The sequence below is a fragment of the Castellaniella sp. genome (assembly GCF_034675905.1).
In the GTDB taxonomy this organism is placed as follows: domain Bacteria; phylum Pseudomonadota; class Gammaproteobacteria; order Burkholderiales; family Burkholderiaceae_B; genus Castellaniella.
In genome coordinates this window covers 645,280-667,500 of record NZ_JAUCCV010000002.1, presented here as the reverse complement: position 1 = coordinate 667,500, position 22,221 = coordinate 645,280, and the positions used below count along the sequence as shown (strand labels likewise).

The window sequence follows — 22,221 nt, the reverse complement described above, 5'->3', positions numbered from 1 at the left end:
TGTGAGGGAGTCAACCATGATGAATTTTGAAATGCTGGATACCAGCAGAAACGGGACGGTGATCAAGGTGGTCGGCGTCGGCGGGGCGGGCGGCAACGCCGTGGCCCATATGATCCATTCAGGCGTCCAGGGCGTGGAGTTCATCTGCGCCAACACGGACTCTCAGGCCTTGCTGGCCAGCGAGGCCCCCGTGCAGATCCGTCTGGGCCGCTCCGGCCTGGGCGCAGGCGCCAAGCCCGACCAGGGCCGCACGGCGGCCGAGACGGCCCGCGAGGAAATCCGCGCGGCTCTGAATGGCGCCCACATGGTGTTCATCACCGCCGGAATGGGCGGGGGCACCGGCACGGGAGCTGGCCCGGTCGTGGCCGAAGTCGCCAAGGAATTGGGGATCCTGACGGTGGGTGTCGTCACCAAACCGTTCGTGTTCGAAGGCAACAAGCGCATGCGCCTGGCCGAGGAAGGCATCCGCGAACTGTCCCGCCACGTGCATTCTCTGGTCGTGGTGCTGAACGAAAACCTGTACGAGCTGATGGACGAGGACGCCACCCAGGAAGACTGCTTCCAGGCGGCCGATGACGTGCTGCACAATGCGTGCGCCGGGATCGCCGAGATCATCAATGTCGAAGGCAATGTCAACGTCGACTTCGAAGACGTCAAGACCATCATGGGCGAGCAAGGGCAAGCCATGATGGGCACGTCCGTGGCAGGCGGCGCGGATCGCGCGCGGATCGCAGCCGAACAGGCCATTGCCTGCCCGCTGCTGGAAGGCGTCGATCTGCATGGCGCGCGCGGCATCCTGGTGAACATCACGGCCAGCCGCTCGCTGAAGATGCGCGAAACCCGCGAGATCATGGACACCATCCGCAGCTATGCTTCGGAAGACGCTACCGTGATCTTCGGTACGGCCTATGACGAGTCCATGGGCGAGAACCTGCGGGTGACGGTCGTGGCGACCGGCCTGGGCGCGGCCATCACCAAGCCGACGCTGGTGCCGCATCCTGTCGAAGCCCAGCGTACCGGCACCGACAATCAGCCGGTGCACATGGGGCATGATTTTTCGGGGACGGACGTACCGTCGGTCATCCGCAATCCGCGCTCCAATGCCTCGGCTCAGGTTCGGGCCCTGGAAGGCGCAGGCATGGATCATTTCGACATCCCTGCTTTCCTGCGTAAACAGGCTGACTGATCGCTCTTTGATCTGACAGTCTGTCACCTCACATCGCGGCTGCCGTCATGCAGGTCGCGGCGCCTGGCGCACTCTCCCCTTCCCCTGGGGGCGGGTGCGCCTTCGCTTGCCTTATGCATCCTGATGGATACAGTTGCTGGCAATAAAAGTCGTGGAAAACCCGTAGACCCGTTACAATAAGAAGATTATTCACGCCTGTGGCCTGTCTGTCTGTGCGACGACCGCCGCCGATCACAAAGATCCCATGCTCTTACAGCGCACCATCAAGCAATCGATTTCCACCAAAGGCGTGGGCCTGCATTCCGGCCGCCGCGTGGAAATCACCTTGCGCCCGGCCGAGCCCAATACCGGGATCGTTTTCCATCGCGTCGATCTACCCGAAGTCGTCGATCTGCCCGCGCGCGCCGACGCCGTGGGCGACACGCGCATGGCCTCGGTGCTGCAGCAGGGATCGGTCCGCGTGTCCACAGTCGAACACCTGATGTCCGCCTTGGCTGGCCTGGGGGTGGACAATCTGCACATCGACCTGGATGCTGAAGAAGTGCCCATCATGGATGGCAGCGCCGGCACCTTTGTCTATCTGCTGCGCAGCGCCGGCCTGCAGGAACAGGCGGCGCCCAAACAGTTCATCCGGGTCCTGAAACCCGTCGAAATCCTTGAGGGCGAAGGCCCCGCCGCCAAATGGGCGCGCCTGGAACCCTACGATGGTTTCGCCCTGTCGTTCGCCATCGATTTCCGCCATCCGGCCATCAATTCCACGGCCAACCGGGCCGAAGTCGATTTCGCCCGTGATTCCTACGTCAAGGCCATCGCCCGTGCGCGCACCTTCGGGTTCGCCAGCGAGGTCGAAGCCTTGCGCTCCATGGGGCTGGCGCGGGGCGGCAGTCTGGACAACGCCATCGTCATGGACGAATACCGCGTGCTCAATACCGATGGCTTGCGCTATGACGACGAATTCGTCAAACATAAAATCCTCGATGCTATCGGGGATCTGTATCTGGCCGGCAAGCCCCTGGTGGCGCGCTATGTGGCCTGCAAGTCGGGCCATGGCCTGAACAATCAACTGGTGCGGGCTTTGCTGGCGCAGCAGGATTGCTGGGAGCTGGTCAGCTACGATTCGCCGGAAACCGCGCCGGCGGCCTATACCCGCGACTGGCAGTTCGCCTGATTGTTTCGGCGGGCGCACCGCACTCCTGGAAGTCAGCGGCGATGATGCTGCAGCAATCGCGCGATGGCGTCAGCCAGCGGGCTGGGGCTTAGCTGTTGCTGCAAGGCCTCAAACGACTGCAGGGCTTGTTCATTCAGGGGCAGTGTTTCCCTGATGGGCTTTTGTGTCTCGTACCGACCCATGGCGGCGTCGATTCGCACGACAATGGCATCGATCGGCCAGCCGGCGTCCCGCAGCTGGCGTGCCGTGCCGTCTGTCAGCTGGCGCAAGCGGGCGGCGTGCGCCGGGCTGGGAACCATGACGGTGATTTGCTGTCCATCTACACGAGCTACCTGGATACGACGCCCCAGGGCGGGCGGCAGAATGCGGGCCAGCGCCGTCTGCAGGGCCAGCAATTCGTGCGCTGTCTGCAGCAGGCGCGCGCCTTGCGGGTGGTGGCTCAGCCAGTCCATGGCCGGAACCCCGTGGGAACGACTGCGGTGGTGCGAGGCCGATGACATGAAGGAAAGAATGGATGAAAAAATGGATCGAAGCATCACGAGCGGTAAGCCCGCCTGGACATTCTAGCGTGCGGCTGGCAAAAGCCGGTGGGCTGTTGTTGGCCTTGGTCCTGGCGGCCTGGGGCGGGGCGCAGTGGCAGGCGCGGCAGGCGCCGACGCTGGATGCCGATCAGCGCCAAGCGCTGGACGCCCGGCTGCAGCAGGAATCCGCCACGCTGCAAGGCAGTATTGCCGGGCTGGCCGGCAAGGTCGGCGAGCTGCAGGGCCGGGTCCTGGTGATGGAGGTCGTGCGCCGCCGGATTGCGGCCGCCGCCGGTCTGGGCTACAGCGCGCCGGAACTGGCGCCCGCAGCCGATGGCCAGCCGCAGGCCGATGCTTCGCAGGTGCTGGACGATATTCCCGAGCAGGACGTCGTATTGCCATCGGCGGGGTCGGCCGAGCAGCTGGGCCGCCATATCGACGCGCTGGGCCAGCGGCTGGCGACCCAGGAAGACGCCTATACCCTGGTCGATGCGGCGCTGTCCCGTCAGGCCGGGTTTCAGGCCAGTCTCCCGACACTGTCGCCGGTGGATTATCCGGCGCTCAGTTCCTCATTTGGCTGGCGGCGCAATCCGGTCAGCGGGCGCCGCCGCATGCATGAAGGGCTGGATTTCGTGGCGCCTCGCGGGGCGCCGATCCGTGCGGCTTCCGGCGGGCTGGTGGTGCGTTCGGGCGCGCAGCGCGGCTACGGCAAGATGGTCGAAATCGATCACGGCAACGGTTTGCGCACGCGGTATGCGCATGCCTCCAGCCTGCTGGTCAAAGCAGGCGATATCGTGCGCCAGGGAGATCTGATCGCCAAGGTGGGCAGTACCGGCCGCTCCACGGGGGCGCATCTCCATTTCGAAATCCGCATGGCCGATTATCCGCTGGACCCGACATTATTCATCCGGACGGGCGGGCAGCCGCTGGAGGCATCGGGATCGGTCAAGCTGGCCGCTGCGGATGCCGGCCCCAAAGCGGGTGACCCCCAGCTGCGTTAAACTGCATCGTTTACCTGCGGTCACTGTTCAGTGACCGTACCTGACAATCTTCCGGTTGCCAGCTTAGGTTGATCCTGAGCTGGGCCTCAGCGACGACACACTATGGTTTCTCTGCTCAAAAAAATTATTGGCAGCCGCAACGACAGGCTGCTGAAGCAGTACCGCAAGCAGGTCGCACAGATCAATGCGCTCGAGCCTTCTCTGCAAGCCCTGTCCGACGAGGACCTGCAGGCCAAGACCGCTGAATTCCGCCAGCGTATCGCTGACGGCAAGTCTCTGAATTCCCTGCTGCCCGAAGCCTTTGCCGTGGTGCGCGAGGCCAGCAAGCGCGTCTTTGGCATGCGCCATTTCGATGTGCAGATGTTGGGGGCCATCGCGTTGCACAACGGCCAGATCGCTGAAATGCGCACTGGCGAGGGCAAGACGCTGATGGCGACCCTGGCGGTCTACCTGAATGCGCTGCCGGGTCGCGGCGTGCATGTCGTCACCGTCAATGACTATCTGGCCCGGCGTGATGCCGACTGGATGGGGCGCTTGTACAGTTTCCTGGGCATGAGCACCGGGGTGGTGGTTCCCCAGCAGGAAAACGAGGAAAAGCGCGCCGCCTACCAGGCCGATATCACCTACGGCACGAATAACGAGTACGGCTTCGATTACCTGCGCGACAATATGGAATTCCGCCCGGAAGACCGCCGTCAACGCAATCTGGCCTATGCCATCGTCGACGAAGTCGACTCGATCCTGATCGACGAGGCGCGCACGCCGCTGATCATTTCCGGTCAGGCGGAAGACAATACCGAACTCTATGTCCGCATGAATGCGGTGCCGCCCCTGCTGACCCGCATGGTGGAAGAGCCTAAGCCGCACGAGCCCGAGCCCGAAGGCGATTTCTGGGTCGATGAAAAGGCTCAGCAGGTCCATCTGTCCGAAGACGGTCAGATCAAGGCCGAGCAGATCATGATCCAGCAGGGCATTCTGCCGGAAGGCGAATCCCTGTACGATCCGCGCCATATTTCTCTGATGCATCACCTGCTGGTGGCGTTGCGCGCCCACAATCTGTTCCATCTGGATCAGCAGTACGTGGTGCAAAACGGCGAAGTCGTCATCGTGGACGAATTCACCGGCCGTCTGATGGCCGGACGCCGCTGGTCCGACGGCCTGCATCAGGCTGTCGAATCCAAAGAAGGCGTACGCATCCAGAACGAAAACCAGACGCTGGCGTCGATCACCTTCCAGAACTATTTCCGCATGTACGACAAGCTGTCGGGCATGACGGGGACGGCCGATACCGAAGCCTACGAATTCCAGGAAATCTACGGCCTGGAAACCGTCATCATCCCGACCAACCGGCCCATGGCCCGCGATGATCAGAATGATCAGGTCTTCAAGACCGATGCGGAAAAATACCAGGCGATTCTGGCGGACATCGTCGACTGCCACAAACGCGGCCAGCCGGTGCTGGTCGGTACGACCAGTATCGAAAATTCCGAACTGCTGTCCAATGCCCTGACGAAAGACGGTCTGCCGCATAGCGTGCTGAATGCAAAACAGCACGCCCGCGAGGCCGAAATCGTGGCCGAAGCCGGCAAGCCGGGGCATATCACGATCGCCACGAACATGGCCGGGCGCGGTACCGACATCGTGTTGGGCGGCAGCGTGGACAAGCAGGTGGATCTGGTGCGCGCCGACCCGGATCTCAGCCCAGAGGAAAAAGACGCCCGCATCGCGACGATCCGCGCCGAATGGGCGCCCGCCAACGCCGCCGTGAAGGCCGCCGGGGGGCTGCGCATCATCGGGACGGAACGTCACGAGTCGCGCCGTATCGACAATCAGCTGCGCGGCCGCGCCGGGCGCCAGGGCGATCCCGGGTCTTCGCGCTTCTATCTGTCGCTGGACGATTCGCTGATGCGTATTTTCGCCGGCGACCGGGTGCGTGCCATCATGGAGCGCCTGCGCCTGCCGGAAGGCGAGCCGATCGAGGCCCGCATGGTGTCGCGTTCGATCGAGTCGGCGCAGCGCAAGGTCGAGGGCCGCAACTTCGATATCCGCAAACAATTGCTGGAATACGACGACGTAGCCAACGATCAGCGCAAGGTGCTCTACGGGCAGCGCAACGAGGTCCTGGAATCGGCCTCGGTGGCCGATACGATCGCCAATCTGCTCGAAGCGGAAATCACCGCTGTGTTCCGCCGCTACATTCCAGAGGAAACGATGGAAGAGCAGTGGGATGTTCCCGGCCTGCAGACGACGCTGGAATCGGATTGGGCGATTCTGATGCCATTGGCGGACATGCTGGAAAAGGAACCCAATCTGACGGACGATGATCTGTTGGAACGGGTGCTGGCCGAGTCCAAGCGTCTGTACGATGAAAAGGTGACGCTGGTGGGTCGCGAGGGCTGGGAGCCGTTCGAGCGGTCGGTGCTGCTGCAGGCATTGGACAGCAACTGGCGTTCGCACCTGGCGTCTCTGGACCATCTGCGTCAGGGGATCCATCTGCGAGGCTATGCGCAAGTGGATCCGAAACAGGCCTACAAGCGCGAGGCGTTCACCCTGTTTTCCGACATGCTGGACCGGGTCCGCAATGAAACAGTCCGGGTGCTGATGACGGTGCGCATCCAGTCGGCGGAGCAGGTGGAAATCGAAGAGCCCGCGTCTCCGGCACTGGAAAACGTGCGCTATCACCATGCGGACTATGATGCGGCGCTGCGCGGGGATGACCCGGGCCTGGATCAGGCCGGCGCGTCGTCGGGCGGCGTTCCTGCCGGGGCGGTGCCTCGGGTGGGGCGCAACGATCCTTGTCCTTGCGGCAGCGGAAAGAAATACAAGCACTGCCACGGCAAATTGGCGTGATGTGTAAAAAGGCCGGGATGGGATCCCGGCCTTTTTGTATGCGGCATCGGTTGGGCTTGTGTGAACACTCGGTGACGTCCTGGGGCGGTTCCGAGTGAGCGGCGCGGCATTCCAGGTGGCGCACGGCTGGGATATGTCAACGCAGCGGGATCATCACAGCAAAAACACCGTCGCCAATCCCAGGAACAGAAAGAAGCCCAGGGAATCCGTGGCGAAGGTCAGCAGCACCGACGACCCCATGGCCGGGTCCTTGCCGAAACGGTCGCGCAGCAGCGGGATCAGCACGCCCAGGGCGGCGCCGATCAGCATATTGCCGACCATGGCCGCCATCATCACGGCTGCGATGGCGTAGGATTCTGAAATCATCCAGGCGAACGAGGCAGCGACCAGGCTGCCGCAGGCGCCGACCAGAAACGTGACCTGCAGTTCGCGTTTGACCAGTTGCCAGATATTGGCGCCGGTCACGCGGCCGGTGGCCATGGCGCGGATGATCATGGTCATGGTCTGATTGCCTGAATTGCCGCCGATCCCGGCCACGATGGACATCAGGAAAGCCAGAATCACGATGTGGCTGACTGTGTCCTCGAAGCGCGAAGCCACCAGCGATGCGATCGAGGCCGTGCACAGATTGACCAGCAGCCAGGGCGCACGGTTGCGCAGCGCCGACAGGACGGGGGCGAAGATGTCCTCTTCCTGCAAGCCGGCGCGGGACAGTTCCTGTTCCTGCGAGTCTTCCTGCAGCACGTCCACCACTTCATCGATGGTCACGCGGCCGATCAGGCGGCCTTGTTCGTCCACCACAGGGGCGGATACCAGGTCATAGCGTTCGAAGGCGCTGGCGGCGTCAGCGTCGGAATCCAGGGGATTCAGGCTGAGCACGTCCGGTTCCATGACCGCATTGACCAGGGTATCGGGTTCGCTGAGCAGCAGGCGCGACAGCGACAGGGTGCCGCGCAACTGGTCGGTGCGGTCCACGACGAAGATCTGGTCGGTGTGGTCGGGCAGTTCGTGCAGGCGGCGCAGGTAGCGCAGCACGACTTCCAGGGTGATGTCTTCACGCACCCGCACCATGTCGAAGTCCATGATGGCCCCGACGGTGTCTTCGGGGTAGCCCATGGCGGCGATCAGCTGGGCGCGTTCGGCGTCGGTCAGGCCTTTCTGCACCTCGGCGATGACATCGGGCGGCAGGTCCGGCGCCAGGTCGGCGATCTCGTCGGCATCCATGTTGCCGGTGGCCGCGATCAGGTCCTCGTGGTCCATGGACTGGATCAGCGATTCGCGGACCCAGTCTTCGACCTCGAGCAGTACGTCGGCGTCGTATTCCTGGCTGACCAGCTGCCAGATGGCCTGGCGCTGCGTGACCGGCAGGGACTCCAGAATGAAGGCGATGTCGGCCGGGTGCAGCGCGTTGATGATCAGCCGGATTTCGTCTTCGTGCTGGCGTTGCAGCATGCCTTCCAGCAGGTTGGAGCCGTCTTCGTCCTCGGTGTCGTGCTGGCGCTGGGCGAGCGTGTCCACGACCTCCTGGCGTTTCAGGATGGATTGCAGTTCCTGCAGGGCCAGTTGGGCGTCTTCCGGGTCCAGGCGGCGCGGGATGACGACGGGGGCGGTGGGATCGAGAGCCGGCTGCTCAGCCATGGAGTCCGGGCCCTCAGATTGGAGGCAGGGGCCGGCTGTGGCGGCTTTCGTCGGTGGCCACGTAGGTCAGGGTCGCCTCGGTGACTTTGACGACCTCGGCCTCCAGGCGCTGGCGTTCGGCGTAGACCTCGACCGATACTGTGACCGAGGTACGGCCCGTATGGGTGATGGTGGCGTAAAAACTGAGCAGATCGCCGACGAAGACGGGTTGTTTGAAGGTGAACGCGTTGACGGCGACGGTGGCGACGCGCCCTGCCGCCCGGCGGGTGGCGGGAATGGATCCGGCGATGTCGACCTGGGCCATGATCCAGCCGCCGAATACGTCGCCGTGGATGTTGGCATCGGCCGGCATGGGCATGACGCGCAGCACGGCGGGGGGATGATTCGGGGGCAGGGTGGTAGACATGGCGTCCTCGGCGGGTGGGGGCGGCGCGGGTGTGCGACCTGATACCGCGCGTATTTTACGGCATGCGCATGCGCCGGGCCGTGCGCTTATGCGGCAGTCAGATAGCGGTGCGTCAGCAGCACCCAGTAGGCGGCGCCCAGCGGGATGAGTTTGTCGTTGAAGTCGTAGCTGCCATTGTGCAGATTGCAGGGACCCAGTCCGTGCCCGGCGCTGCGGTGATCGCCGTCGCCGTTGCCGATCCAGATGTAGCAGCCTGGGCGGGCCTGCAGCATGAAGGCGAAATCCTCGGCGCCCATGGAGGGGCGTACGGCCGTGCGCACGTGGTCGGCGCCCACCAGATCGTTCAGCACCTGAATGCTGAGCGCCGTTTCCGCCGGATGGTTGATCGTCGCGGGGTATTCGCGGCTGAACTGGAAGTCGGCCGTGCAGCGCAGGGCCGCTGCCAGGTGTTGCGTGATATCGCGCATCCGCGATTCGATCAGGTCCAGTACTGAGGTGGACAGCGTGCGCACCGTGCCGCGCAGCACGGCCTGATCGGGGATGACATTGTCGGCCGAGCCGGCATGGATCTGGGTGACGCTGATGACGCCGGCGTCCAGGGGGTCTTGGTCGCGCGTCAGGATGGTCTGGAAGGCCATGGTCAGCTGGGCGGCGGCGACGACCGGGTCTACGCCCAGGTGCGGCATCGCGCCGTGGGCGCCGCGCCCCTGCAGGATGATTTCAAAGCGGTTGCTGGACGCCATGATCGGGCCCGGAGTCAGGCCGAACGTGCCCACCGGCAGCCCCGGCCAGTTGTGCATGCCAAAGACCGCGTCCATGGGGAACCGGTCAAACAGGCCGTCTTCGATCATGTGGCGGGCGCCGCCGCCGCCTTCTTCGGCAGGCTGGAAGATCACCTGTACGGCGCCGGGGAAGTCCCGGTGCTGCGCCAGATAGCGGGCTGCCGCCAGCAGCATGGCCGTGTGCCCGTCATGGCCGCAGGCATGCATGACGCCGGGGTTGCGGCTGGCATGGGCAAAGGTATTGGCCTCGGGCATGGGCAAGGCGTCCATGTCGGCCCGCAGGCCGATGGAGCGCCCGGTTTGCGTGCCGGCGATGCGGCCGACGACGCCGGTTTGCCCCAGGCCGCGGTGGGTTTCGATCCCCCAGGATTCCAGCAGCTGGGCGACGGTATCGGCAGTGCGGATCTCCTGAAAGGCCAGTTCGGGCCAGGCATGGATGGACCGCCGGATGTCGGTCATGTCAGGCAGCCAGCTGCCCAGTGTGTCAAGGATCGCTTGTTTCATAGGTGTCGGGTGATGAGTGCGTCCAGGGCCAGGGCGATGTGAGGATTGGCGGCGACGACGTAGCCGCCTTGAGGCCAGGGATCCTGGCGGCGCAGGTCTTCGCAGACGCCGCCGGCGGCGCGGACCAGTACCGTGCCTGCGGCCACGTCCCAGGGGGCCAGGCCCATTTCCCAGTAGCCATCGTAGCGCCCGCAGGCGGTCCAGGCCAGATCCAGGGATGCCGCCCCCAGGCGCCGCACGCCGCGTGTCTGGTGCATGGCGTCCAGAAAACCGGGCATGTATTGCGGTTCGAATGAAAAGTCGCGGAAAGGAAAGCCGGTGGCCAGGACGGACTGGTCCAGCGATTCGGTCTGGGAGCACCGGATGCGCCGGCCATTGAGCCAGGCCCCGATGCCGTGCAGGGCGGTGAACAGTTCCTGGCGGTTCGGGTCGTAGACCACGCCGATCAGCGGAGTATCCTGCGGCAGGGGGGTGCGACCATCAGGGCGGCAGCCGGCATGGCCGATCAGGGCGATCGAGACGGCATAATGCGGGATGCCGCTGAGAAAATTGGTCGTGCCGTCCAGCGGATCGATGCACCAGGTCGCCTGGCTGCCAGGTTGACCGCCGGATTCTTCGGCGATGATGCCGATGTCCGGGGCGCGTTCCTGCAGGATGGCGATGATGGCCTGTTCGGCCTCGCGGTCGGCCTGCGAAACCAGGTCGTTGCGCTGTTTGGTGTCGATGATCAGATCGGCGCGGTGCAGGGCGTGGTTTTGTAGAATGGCCGCCGCGGTATGGGCGGCCGTGACGGCTGCGTCCAGATAGTCGGCCGACAGGAGATGCGGTGTCAACATGTCAGTATCGTTCCTGTGCTGCGCACACGCGGCCGCCAGCCGGCCTGCATGGCGTGTATTTCATTGTACGTGAGCATCGAGAGAGTGTCCCCGCATGTCAGGCCCTTATGAAAAGCTGATTCCCGCGCAATGGAGCGAGGATGCGGACGGCGTCCCGCTCAGCGAACGCTATGGCGACGTGTATTACGGCGCAGCAGGGCCGTTGGGGCAGGCCCGGCACGTATTTTTACAGGGCAATGGCTTGCCGCAGCGCTGGCAGGGACGCGATGCTTTCACCATCTGCGAGACCGGTTTCGGCCTGGGGCAGAATTTCCTGGCCGCCTGGCAGGCCTGGCATGACGACCCGCAGCGCAGCGCGCGTTTGCATTATCTGGCCTTCGAGGCACATCCCTTTCGTCTGCCGGACCTGCGCCGCGCCTGGGCGCGTCTGCCGGATGCGGTACAGCCGCTGGCCGATGAACTGGCGGCCTGCTGGCCGGCGCTGACGCCGGGAGCGCATCGCCTGGATCTGGCGGATGGGCGTCTGAGCCTGACCTTGTGGTTCGGGGATATCCGGCGGACGGCCCGGCAGGCTCAGGCTATCGCCGATGCCTTTTTTCTGGATGGTTTTGCGCCCCGGCTCAATCCCGATATGTGGTCGCCCACCGTATTCAGTCAATTGCGGCGACTGGCCCGGATGGGAGCGACGGCGGCGACCTGGTGCGTGGCCGGGCAGATGCGGCGGGATTTGCGGGATGCCGGCTTTCTGGTCCGGAAAGCGCCCGGTCTGGCAGGTAAGCGCGAAATCACGGTAGCGGTGCTGCGCCCTAATCTGGGAGCGCCGCTGCAGCGCTGGCGTCGGCAGACCGTGGCGGTCGTGGGGGCGGGGCTGGCCGGGGCCGGTGTGGCGCATGCGCTGGCCTTGCGTGGGCACGATATCCAGGTCTGGGACCCGTTCTGTGCGCTGGATGTCGACCCCTCCGTGCGGCGGCTCGGTGCGGCGGCTCTGGTGCCCGCCTTGAGTCCTGATGACGACACACGGTCCCGTCTGAGTCGTGCCGGTCTGGAGCGCGCCTGGGCGCGCTGGCAGGCATTGGGTGGGGATGCCCAACCTGATGCCTGTGGCGCCCTGGTCTGCGCGCAGGCGGATGAGCAAGCTGGCTTGCAGCAGCAGGCATTGGCGCGTTTGCAGTTGCCCGGCAGTTGGGTGCGCTGGCTGGATGCCGATGCCGCGGGCCAGCAGGCGGGTGTGCCGGTGCGCCATGGCGGCTTGTGGTTTCCTCGCGCGTTGCAGGTGTGTCCTGGCGCGCTGACCGCCGCCTTGCTGTCACAGCATGGCATCACGCGTCATGCTGTGCGGGTGGGCGGTGTGCAGGCCGCCGCCGAAGGCGGCTGGCGATTGCTGGCCGATGACGGCAGGGTGCTGGGGACGGCGGATCAGTTGGTGCTGGCCAATGCCCGCCATGCCGCATTGCTGCTGGAAGGGCTCGTATCCTTGGCGGACTGGCCGGTGTTTGCGGGAATGACAGCCATCGCGGGGCAGGTCAGCCTGTATCCGTCATCGTCCGAGCGCAGACTGCCATCGTGTATCCTGTCGGGCAATGGCTACTGCCTGCCGCCGCGCCATGGTTGGGCGGTGGCGGGCAGTACGTACCGATCTGGCGCTGCCGATAGTGTGGCTGACCAGAGCGGCCATCACGACATTCTGGAACGGCTTGGCGCCTGGTTGCCGGCAGGCGCGGTGCCGTGGCTGGGGCGCGCCGCGCCGCAGGGGTGGGCAGGATGGCGGGCGGCGACGCGGGATCATCTGCCGATTGTCGATGCCGTCCCGGCCTTGCCGGGGCTCTGGCTGGCCTGTGCCTATGGGTCGCGCGGCCTGAGCTGGTCGGCCCTGGCCGGGGATCTGATCGGTGCGCGTCTGGATCAGGAACCCTGGCCGATCGAGCATGAACTGCAGCATCGGATTCGGCTGCGCTGAGGCCGTCCGATCATGCCGGAACGATCAAAATACCCGAAAACCAGGGATAATCAGCGGTTTTCAGACCTAAATGACGATCGGATTTTATTTTATGGCGTAAATCCGTCAGAATAATATCTTTTACAAGACTCATGTGGGCGAATGCCCAGAGGATCACGCTGTGTCGCCCACCATCGAATTGGCGGACCAACTGTTCGAGACTGGCCCGGTCACCACGACGTCGTCCTACGTCGAATGGGCCTACCATTCTGACGAATGGTGTTTGCGCATTGAAGCCCACGCGCCCGGCGTGTTCCGCCTGCGCTGCGGACCACGCGCCTGGCTGGAGCCCGGCAAACCTACGTTGCGGATGCAACGTCAGGCCGATATGTTGTTGGCTCGCCAAGAGGCGGTCGGTGAACTCGACTGCCAGTCGCCCGAGCCTGGGGCGTGGCGCCTGACCCAGGGGGATGCCTGCCTGGACATTCGCGGGGCCGAGCCTGCCATCCAGCTGCTGCGCCAGGATCATTGCGTGGCGCGCGTCCGGATGTCGTCCCGCCCTGCTGCGCAAGGCGATGGGGAACCCGTCTGGTCGCTTGAATGGTCTCTGGCCGAGACCGAGGGCCTGTTCGGTCTGGGTGAAACCCAGGGAGATCAGGACCGGCGCGGTTGCCGTCTGGTGTCCGATGCGCCGGTGGATCGTGTGTTGCCCTTGGTCTGGAGCCCTCTGGGCTGGGGGGTATTCGCCAATACCCTGGATCGGGTCGAACATGACCTGCAAACATCTGCGCACTACCGTGTGCAGGTGCGCGGCGCGGGCCTGGATCTGTTCCTGTTCGTGGGGGATCCGTCCGAAATTCTGAATCAATATACGGCGCTGACCGGGCGTGCCGGGCAGCCCAACCTCTGGCCCATGGGCGTCTGGCTGGATCAGGCGGCAGGGCAGTCGGTTGAGCACAGCCTGCAGCAGATTCGCAGCCTGCGGGCGCAGGGACTGGCGCTGGACGCCCTGCGGTTGGCGGATCCCGCCATTGTCGGGTTTCAGTCCGACAAGCCGGTATTCGAGTGGTCGGATCGTGTTCCGGACTGGCGTGCGCTGGCCGCCGCCGCCGGATCCATGGATGTGCATCTGGCCGGCAGCGTGGTCCCCGGCGTATTGCAGGGCACGGTCCTGTTCGATGAATGGGAAGACCGCGGCTGGCTGTTATGCGATGCGGATGGGGCCGCCTGGGTTTATCCCGGCACGCCGGCCTCCGGCGGCCAGCCTTTTGGTCTGCTGGACCTGACCCATAAGGACGCTCGCCGCTTGTGGGCCGAACGCTATCAACAGGCGCTGGAAGACGGCCTGGAAGCCCCCGTCTGTCAGGCCCAGTTTGATTTTCCGCCTGATGTCGAGGCCCGTGGCGGCGAAACCGGCGCCGTGTTGCGCACCGCCTATCCGCACCTGGCGCGTCAGGCGCTGTTCGATGCCGTGGCCGGGCCGCGCACTCCCCAAGAAGGCGTGATGCTCAGCCGCGACCTGTTCCCGGGCGTACAGCGTTTCGCCTGGCAACAGGGGCCGGACGTGGACAATAGCTGGGATGGTTATGCCCGGACCCTGCGGGCGGCCTTGTCCGTCGGCAATAGCGGCGTGGCGGTCCAGACCCATGGTCTGGGTTGCGCGGCGCGGCCGGCTTCGACGATGTCGGCAGAACTTTACCTGCGCTGGCTGGCCATGGGGGTGTTTTCCGCCAACTTCAGCTTCCAGGGGCTCCCTGATCTGATGCCGGATGCCTTTGATACCGATACCCGGGCCGTGATCAAGCATTGGCTGCAGTGGCGCTATCGTTTGTTGCCCTATGTGGCCGGCATTATTGATGATGCTGTGCGCACCGGCTTGCCCGTGCAGCGTTCCATGGCTCAGGCTTATCCCGCCGATCCGGACGCCCATGTCTGGGATACCCAGTATCTGCTGGGGCCGGCGCTGCTGGTGGCGCCCGTCATGCAGCCCGGCGGGGAAACCGAAGTCTACCTGCCCAAGGGCGACGCTTGGTGGGATCTGAGCACCGGCTGGCGCTACGAGGGCGGCACGTGCTGGACGGTGCGAGCCGGCCTGGATGCGCTGCCGGTGTTTGGCCGCGAGGGGCACATGCTGTGTCTGGGGCCCGTTGCCCAGCATACGGGGGAAATCAATTCCGCCCGCATCCTGGAAGAGGTCTGGATGTTCGGCATGCCCGAACACAATCCGGTCGTCATGCGTAACAAGATTCGCGTCATGCAGATGCAGGGGTCCAGCTATATCAAAGGGCTGGAAGGCTTGAAAATCCTGCCGTCCGCAGGCCTGGAGGTCAAGCGGCGCGGTGCGGAAGTGCGTATTTCACGAGCTCGATGATGTCGTGATCGGTACGTCGACGCAGAATGCCGGCTTGAAGGCCGGGTTCTCGTTGACACCGTCGCGGCAGTACCCACGAGGGTTGCACAGCACCCGGGTGCCGCGCACGGCGTAGTCGAAGCTATCGTGCGTGTGGCCGTGAATCCATAGACAGGATCGGCCCATCAGCCCGGTGCAATCAGAGACGAAACCTGCGCTGACTAAAGAATCTTCAAAGCGGGGATGGACACTGCGCAGGCTGGGTGCGTGGTGGGTGATCACCACCGTAGGCCCGTCGAACGGCTCGTCCAGAGCGGCATCCAGCCAGTCGTATTGCTGGCGAAACAGCGCCGCCGCGTCCTGGGGCGTGAAGCGCGATCCGTCGCCATTTTTGATGACCTGGAAATCCCGCATGAATTGACTGGTCTGCTCCATGGCCTGGTCGCGCTGATCGGTGCCGAACAGTTCGAAATCCGTCCAGAGCGTCACCCCGAGGAAGCGCACCCCCTTGATGACAAGGGCGCGTTGGTCCAGCAATTCGACCCCGTATTGCATGGCTGCCTGTGCCAGTTGCGCCCGCACGCCGGGGATGTCTCCCCCGTAGAATTCGTGATTGCCCGGCACGTACAGCACCGGGCGGGGGATTTGCCCGGCCCATTGCATCGCTGCCTGAGGGCGGGCGATATCCCCGGCCAGGATCGTGGCGTCGGCCTGGATGTCGGGCAAGACCAGACCCTGCATGCTGAGGTGCAGGTCGGAGACAATATGCAGCCGCAGAGTTGCTGAACCCTCAGAATCTGACATGACAATGATGTTTTCTGTCGAGCCGCTTGACGAGATTTTCATAAGATGTCAAAATTTAATGCTTATGTTGGGTCGTTAGCTCAGTCGGTAGAGCACCGGACTTTTAATCCGTTGGTCGCGCGTTCGAACCGCGCACGACCCACCATGCTTCCCCTGCAATGCCCAGGTCTCGCCTGGGCATTGTTGTCTTTGCCGCCAGGATGTCTGGCTGCCCCCTGTTTCCGCATTCTGCGACGCAAACCCCAGCCTGTGAATCCGTGTTTATGCGCATGCCGATAGTCTGTTCGGCTGCGGTGCGTGGGTTGCCGTGTGGCTAGGGGGTGGCGGCGTCATCCGCCCAGCGAGCCTTGAAGACCAGAATATCCGGCAGACAGCGTTCAAAGGCCTCGATCAGCGCGGGATCGAAATGGCGGCCGCTTTGCTCGCGGATGTAGTGCATGGCATCGTCCACGGACCAGGCGGATTTATAGGGGCGCACGCTGGTCAGGGCGTCAAAGACGTCCGCCAGGGCCACGATGCGCGCCGCCAAGGGGATGGCCTCGCCCGCCAAGCCGTCGGGATAGCCGCTGCCATCCCATTTTTCGTGGTGTCGCAGGGCGATGGTCGCGGCCAGCCGCAGCAGGCCGGAAGGATGGTCGCCGATGATGCGGGCGCCGATGGCGGGATGCTGGCGCATGATGGCCCATTCGGCGGGGTCCAGCTTGCCGGGTTTAAGCAGCACGCTGTCCGGGATGCCGATCTTGCCCACGTCGTGCATGGGCGCAGCATGCAGCAGTTCGTCAGCGGCCTCGTCGCTGTAGCCGATCTCGCGGGCCAGGCGCCAGGCGTAGTGGCTCATGCGCACGATATGCAGGCCGGTTTCATTGTCCCGGTATTCGGCAGCGGCTCCTAGGCAGCGGATGATCTGCAGACGGGTTTCCCGGACTTCGGTGGCCTGGACCAGGGACAGGTGCGTACGTACGCGAGCCTGGACGATGGGTGGGCTGAAGGGCTTGGTGATGTAGTCCACAGCGCCCAGTTCGAGGCCCTTGTGTTCGTCGGCGGCGTCGTTGAGCGCAGTGACGAAGATGATCGGAATCGACTGGGTGCCGGCGTCGTTTTTTAGTATCGCGCAGACGTCATAACCCGACATGCCGGGCATCATGATGTCCAGCAGGATCAGGTCGGGCCGGTCTGTTTGCAGCAGGGCCAGTGCCGCAGGGCCGTCTTTGGCGAACAGCAAGCGATAGTCGGCCTGCAAGGTGTGGCGCAGGACCTGCAGGTTGGTGGGTTCATCATCGACCAGCAGCAGGGTGCGCCGGGTATCGGTATGGGCATTCATGACGGTATCTTTTCATCCAGCCAGGCTTGCAACAGGGCGCTGGCGCGAGCGAAGTCGAACGCGTCGGCGGCGTGGCGCAGGGCAGTGGCCTGCGCCTGCTGACCATCTGCCGTCAGGCCTGCGCAGACCGTCTCGAGCGCTGCATCGTCCAGTTCGTGCCGGGTCAGGACAGCCTGTAGTGCGGTGACGGCGCCCAGGAGATCTTGGCAGACGGGCTGTGCGGGGATGTCGTTGGTCGTGGCGGGCCGGGCTGCCAGGGCGGATCGGGCTTCCTGGCGCGCCGCCAGCACCAGGGCTGGCAAGGCGGATAGCCGGGACGGGACGTCGTTCGTGGCGCCGGCGCGGATCTGGTCTTCCAGGTCGCCGGCGTAACGCGACAGGGCCTGCAATCCCAGATTGCCTGCCGCGCCGCGCAGTCCATGCAGACTGAAGCACAGGGTTTCCGGATCGGCATTGTGCGTCTCTAGGGCGGCCAGGGGGTGATGGTCCAGGAAGTCGTCCAGAAAAGCCAGGATGCGTTCGGCCAGCCGGGTGCGGTCTCCCCATAGCGCGATACCGCGATCCCAGTCGATGGGCGCGCCGGTCATCGGGGGCGTCGCCGGGGATTCGGCGGAGGCAGCCGGGTGTCGGTGTGACAGCACACGGGCGATTTCTTTGAACAGGCGCGCAGCATCCAGCGGCTTGACGGCAAAGCCATCCATGCCGGCCTGTTCGGCCTGCTGCCGGTCGTGGGCCATGACACTGGCGGTCAGGGCGATGATCGGGGTGGGGGTGAGTGCGCGGCTGCGCTCATGTTGGCGGATCAGGCGGGTGGCCTGCAGGCCATCGGTGCCGGGCATATGGACGTCCATCAGCACCACGTCGAAGGTCCCCGCCAGGAATTTATCGACCGCTTCCTTACCGTCGCGTGCGGAGGTGACCTGGTGGCCCTGCGCTTGCAGCGTGAGGGTCAATAGCTCCAGATTGAGGTCCACGTCATCGGCGATCAGGCACCGGAGAGGCGGCAAAGCCAGCAGTTCGGCGGCCGGCACGGCGGCGGGCGCTTTGCCCAGCGGTAGCGGCAGGCAGATAGAGAATGTGCTGCCCTGGCCAGGCGTGCTGTCGACCTCGATGCGCCCGCCCATGGATTGCACCAGTTGCCGTGCAATGGTCGTCCCCAGCCCGGTGCCGCCAAAGCGTCTGCTGATGGAGGCGTCAGCCTGGGTAAACGGGTTGAAGATCGCGCGGATCTGGTCAGCCGTCATGCCGATGCCGGTGTCGCGGACGTGGATGTGCACCGTGCCGGGCTCGTAGGAAAAATGAATGTCGACGCCGCCGGTTTCGGTGAACTTGATGGCATTGCCCACCAGATTGGTCAGGATCTGCAGCAGTCGCAGCGTATCGCCCTGGAAGTATTCCGGCATGTCCGCCGGGTAATGGATCGTCAGGCTCAGGCTGCGGGCCTGGGCGCTCAGGCGCAACGAGGATTCGATCTGCTGCGCCAGCGCCTTCAGGGAAAAATCCCGGTTTTCCAGCGCCATCTGGCCGTGTTCCAGTTTGGTTGTGTCCAGGATGTCGTTGATCAGCCGCAGCAAGGTGCGCGATGACTGGCCGATCGTGTTCAGATGGCTGCGCTGGGTGGCGCTCAGGTCGGTCTGCTGCAGCAGTTCGGCAAAGCCGATGATGGAATTCATCGGTGTGCGGATTTCGTGGCTCATGTTGGCCAGAAACCGGCTCTTGGCGGCGGCGGCCTGTTCCGCTCGCTGGGCGGTTTCGCGCAGGGATGCTTCCAGCGCCTGCCGGTCGCTGATGTCGGTCAGTATCCCCACGTACAGCGGATCGCCGCCGACCATGGCTACCCGACCGACGGCCAGGCGCACCGGCATTTGGCTGCCGTCCTTGCGCCGGCCCGTGACTTCGCGCCCGGAGCCGATGATGTGGGCTTCTCCGGTGTCGCGGTAGCGGCGCAGATACCCGTCGTGTTCGGAATGGTAGGGCTCGGGCATCAGCATCTTGACGTTGCGGCCGATGACCTCGCCGGCCGTGTAGCCGAACAGGCGTTCGGCCGACGGGCTGAATTCCTGCACGGTGCCGTAGCCGTCGATGGTGATGATGGCGTCCACCGCCGTGTCGACGATGGCACGCAGGCGGGATTTGCTGAGATCGACCTGGCGGTACAGTTCGCGGGTGTGGATCAGGCCGTTCAGGGCGGCCACCAGCACGCCGATGGTGATGGTCAGGGACGACAGGGCCAGCGCGCCGTAGGCTGCATCCACGCGGATGGTATGGTCGGCCAGGCCGGGTTCGCCCAGGAAGCGCACGGCCGCCATGCCGGTGTAGTGCATGCCGGCGATGGCGACTCCCATGATGCCGCCGCTCAGGACAAAGCGCAGGCGGGCGTCCAGCCGGGTCTGCTGCAGCCCGAAGCGGATCCACAGGGCCAGCATAGCCAGGATCACGGCCACCAGAATGGACAGTGCGAACAGCGCCGGGTCGTAGCGCATGGCCAGCGGGGTCACCATGGCCATCATGCCGGTGTAATGCATCAGGCCGATGCCGGCCCCCATCAGGGCGCCGCTGATGGTCAGCAAGCCAGGCGACAGATGCGATCGCGACAACATGTACAGGGCCAGCCAGGATGCGGCCCAACCGGGCAGCAGCGACAGCAGGGTCAGATTCAGGTCGTAGCGCACCGGGGCCGGCAGCGTGAAGGCCAGCATGCCGATGAAATGCATGGCCCAGATGCCGCCGCCCAGGGCGATGCCGCCCATGCCGATGGCGATGTGGCGGTATGCGCGGTTCTGTGTGTTCAGGGCGATGTGCGCGGTATGCAAGGCCATCAAAGACAGGCAGACCGGCACCAGGACGGACAGAAAGACCAGGCCGGCCTGGTAGCTGCCCTGGACGAAGTTCGTCCCGTCGGCGGCTGTCAGGAAAAAGGAATCCATCATCATGAGGTCACGCAGTAGATCGGTAGCTGGCGTCAGCATCGGTTTACGGCAGCAATGGTTGAAACTTCAATTGAGATCGGATGAGGCGGTCACCTCTCCACCGAAACCATCAGACCGTTGCCTGGGTGAAATGTAATATACAGTAAACTTCCTTTCTGTTATTTCATTTGTAGTAGTTTTTCCGGCTAATGAACCTACGGTCTTTGCGGGTATCGTTGATCCTGCCGTATGTATTGCTGATCGCCTTGGCCGCCGCTGCCTTAGGGGGTGTTTCTTATTGGGCTGCCAGTCGCAATATCGGTCTGTTCTCGGATCAGTACATGCGGGCGGTGGCATCGCGTATCGTGCAGGCGGTCCACTTTCATGTCCATGGATCTGCTTCGGTTCTTGAGGCTGCTTTTCCGGAAGGCGTGCCTGTTCAGGCCGATCTTTCCTCGGACCTGGATAATTTGCGCACGCGGTTCTGGGTGGCGACCTCCATGTTCACCAACCCGAACAACTATGTCTATTACGGAAACCAGGCGGGACAGAGCATTGCGCTCAAGCGCCTGAGCGAAAAGACGGTTGAGCTGCGACTGAAACTACGGCCCGAATTGCATCGCCTGTACTATCGCTACCAGGGGATCAGCGGCAAACCGCGCCTGGTTGAAGAGGAGCCTGGCCTGTTCGATCCGCGTGAGCGCATCTGGTATCAGCTGGCGCAGCAGACCAGCGGCCAGATCTGGACGACTGTCTATATCGATTTTTCATCGCGGGATCTGGTGGTGACTCGTGCGCAGAGAGTCCTGGGAAAGGATGGCCGTTTCCGGGGGGTAGTCGCCACCGATGTGTCCCTGCGGGAAATCAACCGTTTTATTTCAAGTCTGGAGATCGGCGATCAGGGGCGGGCGTTCGTGATCGAGCGTGATGGCAAGCTGATCGCTGCGACGGGGTTCAATAATCTGGGCCTCAGCGTCGAGGGCAAACCGATGCGCGTCAGCGCTGCCAATAGCGATGATCCCGTCATCCAGGCGGCCTACGAAGGCATCTCCCGGATGGTTGGGCAAGCCCAGGCGAATTCCAAATTGGATGACAACCGTGAATACCGGACGCAGGTGCGAGATAGCCGGGGTGACATCATTACCGTGGCCGCTCGGCGGGTGGTGGATGATGCTGGCATGGATTGGCTGGCGATCGTGGCGATTCCGCGTGACGCCATTTTTACGGGGATCCGCCAGCAGTTCGGCGTGGCCCTGGGCATTGGCCTGCTGGCCGTCCTGCTGACCATCCTGATCGGCACCCGCATCTTTGGTCGCATCGCCCACGAGGTCATTTCTCTGTCTCGGGCCGTCGATCGCATCCGGTCGGGGGACGCCTCTGTCGCCATTGCCACCCGGCGTCGGGATGAGCTGGGTGATCTGGCTCGTAACTTTAGTGCAATGCAGGTCGATCTGTTCACTGACTGTCTGACAGGTGTGGCGAACCGCATGGCGCTCGACAGTCTGTTGGCCCGGCTGATCACGGATCGCCGCAAGGCGCCCTTCGCGGTCTTTTTCATTGATTTGAACGACTTCAAGCCGCTTAACGACGAGTTCGGCCACGATAATGGCGATCGGGCCCTGATCGAGGTCGCCGCTCGGATCAAGGCAGGCCTGCGGTCTCAGGATATGGTGGCCCGGCTGGGGGGCGATGAGTTCGTCGTCGTGGCCAAGGGGATATCCTCTGCGGATGCGGTCAATGATTTGAGGTGCAAGCTGCAGGCATGTGTCGAGATGCCCTTGCAGACGCTGGAGGGCGTCGCTTCGGGCCGCGTGATCCAGCTGGGTTCTGCGATCGGAGCCGCGTGCTGGCCGAGTGATGCACAGGATGCAGAAGCCTTGATCAGGTTTGCGGATGCCGAGATGTATCGCGATAAGTCCGCCAAGAGGCAGCGCTGATGGGCTGTTTATAGTTTTTTGTTATATGCTACGCAGTTAACTCTGTGGATCGGCATGGTAAATTCCCGCTTC

At 64.0% G+C, this 22,221-nt stretch carries 15 protein-coding genes and 1 tRNA gene; 8 read left to right on the top strand and 8 right to left on the bottom strand.

What is annotated here, in order from left to right:
- Positions 1 to 16: 16 nt before the first annotated feature.
- Complete coding sequence (ftsZ, locus tag VDP79_RS04260; RefSeq protein ID WP_323016963.1) at positions 17 to 1,186, top strand: cell division protein FtsZ; 1,170 nt, start codon at positions 17 to 19, stop codon at positions 1,184 to 1,186.
- A 244-nt stretch (positions 1,187 to 1,430) separates the two neighbouring features.
- Entirely contained in the window at positions 1,431 to 2,354 is a 924-nt protein-coding gene (lpxC, locus tag VDP79_RS04255; protein WP_323016962.1) for a UDP-3-O-acyl-N-acetylglucosamine deacetylase, read from the top strand.
- A gap of 32 nt (positions 2,355 to 2,386) precedes the next feature.
- Here the strand turns inward: lpxC and VDP79_RS04250 are convergent, their stop codons facing one another.
- Positions 2,387 to 2,806: a DciA family protein gene (locus VDP79_RS04250; protein WP_323016961.1), complete on the bottom strand. Its 420-nt coding sequence runs from the start codon at positions 2,804 to 2,806 to the stop codon at positions 2,387 to 2,389.
- 116 nt (positions 2,807 to 2,922) lie between these two features.
- On the opposite strand from VDP79_RS04250, the gene VDP79_RS04245 reads away from it, so the two are divergent.
- The gene (locus VDP79_RS04245) at positions 2,923 to 3,876 is read left to right on the top strand and encodes a M23 family metallopeptidase (RefSeq protein WP_323016960.1); all 954 of its coding nucleotides are present in this window, start codon (positions 2,923 to 2,925) and stop codon (positions 3,874 to 3,876) included.
- Positions 3,877 to 3,978: 102 nt separating this feature from the next.
- A complete protein-coding gene (secA, locus tag VDP79_RS04240; protein ID WP_323016959.1) occupies positions 3,979 to 6,726 on the top strand; it encodes a preprotein translocase subunit SecA in 2,748 nt (915 codons plus the stop codon).
- Positions 6,727 to 6,879: 153 nt separating this feature from the next.
- Here the strand turns inward: secA and mgtE are convergent, their stop codons facing one another.
- From mgtE to VDP79_RS04220, 4 genes are all read right to left on the bottom strand, one after another.
- Complete coding sequence (gene mgtE / locus VDP79_RS04235; RefSeq protein ID WP_323016958.1) at positions 6,880 to 8,364, bottom strand: magnesium transporter; 1,485 nt, start codon at positions 8,362 to 8,364, stop codon at positions 6,880 to 6,882.
- A gap of 13 nt (positions 8,365 to 8,377) precedes the next feature.
- On the bottom strand, positions 8,378 to 8,770 hold the full coding sequence (locus VDP79_RS04230; protein WP_323016957.1) for an acyl-CoA thioesterase: 393 nt from the start codon (positions 8,768 to 8,770) through the stop codon (positions 8,378 to 8,380).
- Between the two features lie 86 nt (positions 8,771 to 8,856).
- Complete coding sequence (locus VDP79_RS04225; RefSeq protein WP_323016956.1) at positions 8,857 to 10,056, bottom strand: M20 aminoacylase family protein; 1,200 nt, start codon at positions 10,054 to 10,056, stop codon at positions 8,857 to 8,859.
- Positions 10,053 to 10,892: an inositol monophosphatase family protein gene (locus tag VDP79_RS04220; RefSeq protein WP_323016955.1), complete on the bottom strand. Its 840-nt coding sequence runs from the start codon at positions 10,890 to 10,892 to the stop codon at positions 10,053 to 10,055. The genes VDP79_RS04225 and VDP79_RS04220 overlap by 4 nt, the downstream gene beginning before the upstream one ends.
- A gap of 94 nt (positions 10,893 to 10,986) precedes the next feature.
- Between VDP79_RS04220 and mnmC the strand changes: the two genes are divergently transcribed.
- Positions 10,987 to 12,849: an FAD-dependent 5-carboxymethylaminomethyl-2-thiouridine(34) oxidoreductase MnmC gene (gene mnmC / locus VDP79_RS04215; RefSeq protein ID WP_323016954.1), complete on the top strand. Its 1,863-nt coding sequence runs from the start codon at positions 10,987 to 10,989 to the stop codon at positions 12,847 to 12,849.
- 262 nt (positions 12,850 to 13,111) lie between these two features.
- Positions 13,112 to 15,199 (top strand): glycoside hydrolase family 31 protein, encoded by a 2,088-nt coding sequence (locus VDP79_RS04210; protein WP_323017024.1) that lies wholly within the window; start codon positions 13,112 to 13,114, stop codon positions 15,197 to 15,199.
- Here VDP79_RS04210 and VDP79_RS04205 read toward each other — a convergent pair.
- Positions 15,185 to 15,982, bottom strand: a complete 798-nt coding sequence (locus VDP79_RS04205) for a metallophosphoesterase (RefSeq protein WP_323016953.1) — start codon at positions 15,980 to 15,982, stop codon at positions 15,185 to 15,187. The genes VDP79_RS04210 and VDP79_RS04205 overlap by 15 nt on opposite strands.
- A gap of 69 nt (positions 15,983 to 16,051) precedes the next feature.
- On the opposite strand from VDP79_RS04205, the gene VDP79_RS04200 reads away from it, so the two are divergent.
- Positions 16,052 to 16,127: transfer RNA gene (locus VDP79_RS04200), tRNA-Lys, on the top strand.
- Positions 16,128 to 16,295: 168 nt separating this feature from the next.
- On the opposite strand, the gene VDP79_RS04195 is transcribed toward VDP79_RS04200, so the two are convergent.
- Positions 16,296 to 17,303: a two-component system response regulator gene (locus VDP79_RS04195; RefSeq protein ID WP_323016952.1), complete on the bottom strand. Its 1,008-nt coding sequence runs from the start codon at positions 17,301 to 17,303 to the stop codon at positions 16,296 to 16,298.
- The gene (locus VDP79_RS04190; RefSeq protein WP_323016951.1) at positions 17,300 to 20,236 is read right to left on the bottom strand and encodes an MHYT domain-containing protein; all 2,937 of its coding nucleotides are present in this window, start codon (positions 20,234 to 20,236) and stop codon (positions 17,300 to 17,302) included. The genes VDP79_RS04195 and VDP79_RS04190 overlap by 4 nt, the downstream gene beginning before the upstream one ends.
- Before the next feature lie 185 nt (positions 20,237 to 20,421).
- Between VDP79_RS04190 and VDP79_RS04185 the strand changes: the two genes are divergently transcribed.
- Complete coding sequence (locus VDP79_RS04185; RefSeq protein ID WP_323016950.1) at positions 20,422 to 22,149, top strand: diguanylate cyclase domain-containing protein; 1,728 nt, start codon at positions 20,422 to 20,424, stop codon at positions 22,147 to 22,149.
- Positions 22,150 to 22,221 lie beyond the last annotated feature (72 nt).

Bases quoted from the DNA above. Each gene is read 5' to 3' on its own strand.
- ftsZ (WP_323016963.1), top strand. From the start codon at position 17: ATGATGAATTTTGAAATGCTGGATACCAGCAGAAACGGGACGGTGATC.
- lpxC (WP_323016962.1), top strand. From the start codon at position 1,431: ATGCTCTTACAGCGCACCATCAAGCAATCGATTTCCACCAAAGGCGTG.
- VDP79_RS04250 (WP_323016961.1), bottom strand. From the start codon at position 2,806: ATGGACTGGCTGAGCCACCACCCGCAAGGCGCGCGCCTGCTGCAGACA.
- secA (WP_323016959.1), top strand. From the start codon at position 3,979: ATGGTTTCTCTGCTCAAAAAAATTATTGGCAGCCGCAACGACAGGCTG.
- mgtE (WP_323016958.1), bottom strand. From the start codon at position 8,364: ATGGCTGAGCAGCCGGCTCTCGATCCCACCGCCCCCGTCGTCATCCCG.
- VDP79_RS04230 (WP_323016957.1), bottom strand. From the start codon at position 8,770: ATGTCTACCACCCTGCCCCCGAATCATCCCCCCGCCGTGCTGCGCGTC.
- VDP79_RS04225 (WP_323016956.1), bottom strand. From the start codon at position 10,056: ATGAAACAAGCGATCCTTGACACACTGGGCAGCTGGCTGCCTGACATG.
- VDP79_RS04220 (WP_323016955.1), bottom strand. From the start codon at position 10,892: ATGTTGACACCGCATCTCCTGTCGGCCGACTATCTGGACGCAGCCGTC.
- mnmC (WP_323016954.1), top strand. From the start codon at position 10,987: ATGTCAGGCCCTTATGAAAAGCTGATTCCCGCGCAATGGAGCGAGGAT.
- VDP79_RS04205 (WP_323016953.1), bottom strand. From the start codon at position 15,982: ATGTCAGATTCTGAGGGTTCAGCAACTCTGCGGCTGCATATTGTCTCC.
- VDP79_RS04195 (WP_323016952.1), bottom strand. From the start codon at position 17,303: ATGAATGCCCATACCGATACCCGGCGCACCCTGCTGCTGGTCGATGAT.
- VDP79_RS04190 (WP_323016951.1), bottom strand. From the start codon at position 20,236: ATGATGATGGATTCCTTTTTCCTGACAGCCGCCGACGGGACGAACTTC.
- VDP79_RS04185 (WP_323016950.1), top strand. From the start codon at position 20,422: ATGAACCTACGGTCTTTGCGGGTATCGTTGATCCTGCCGTATGTATTG.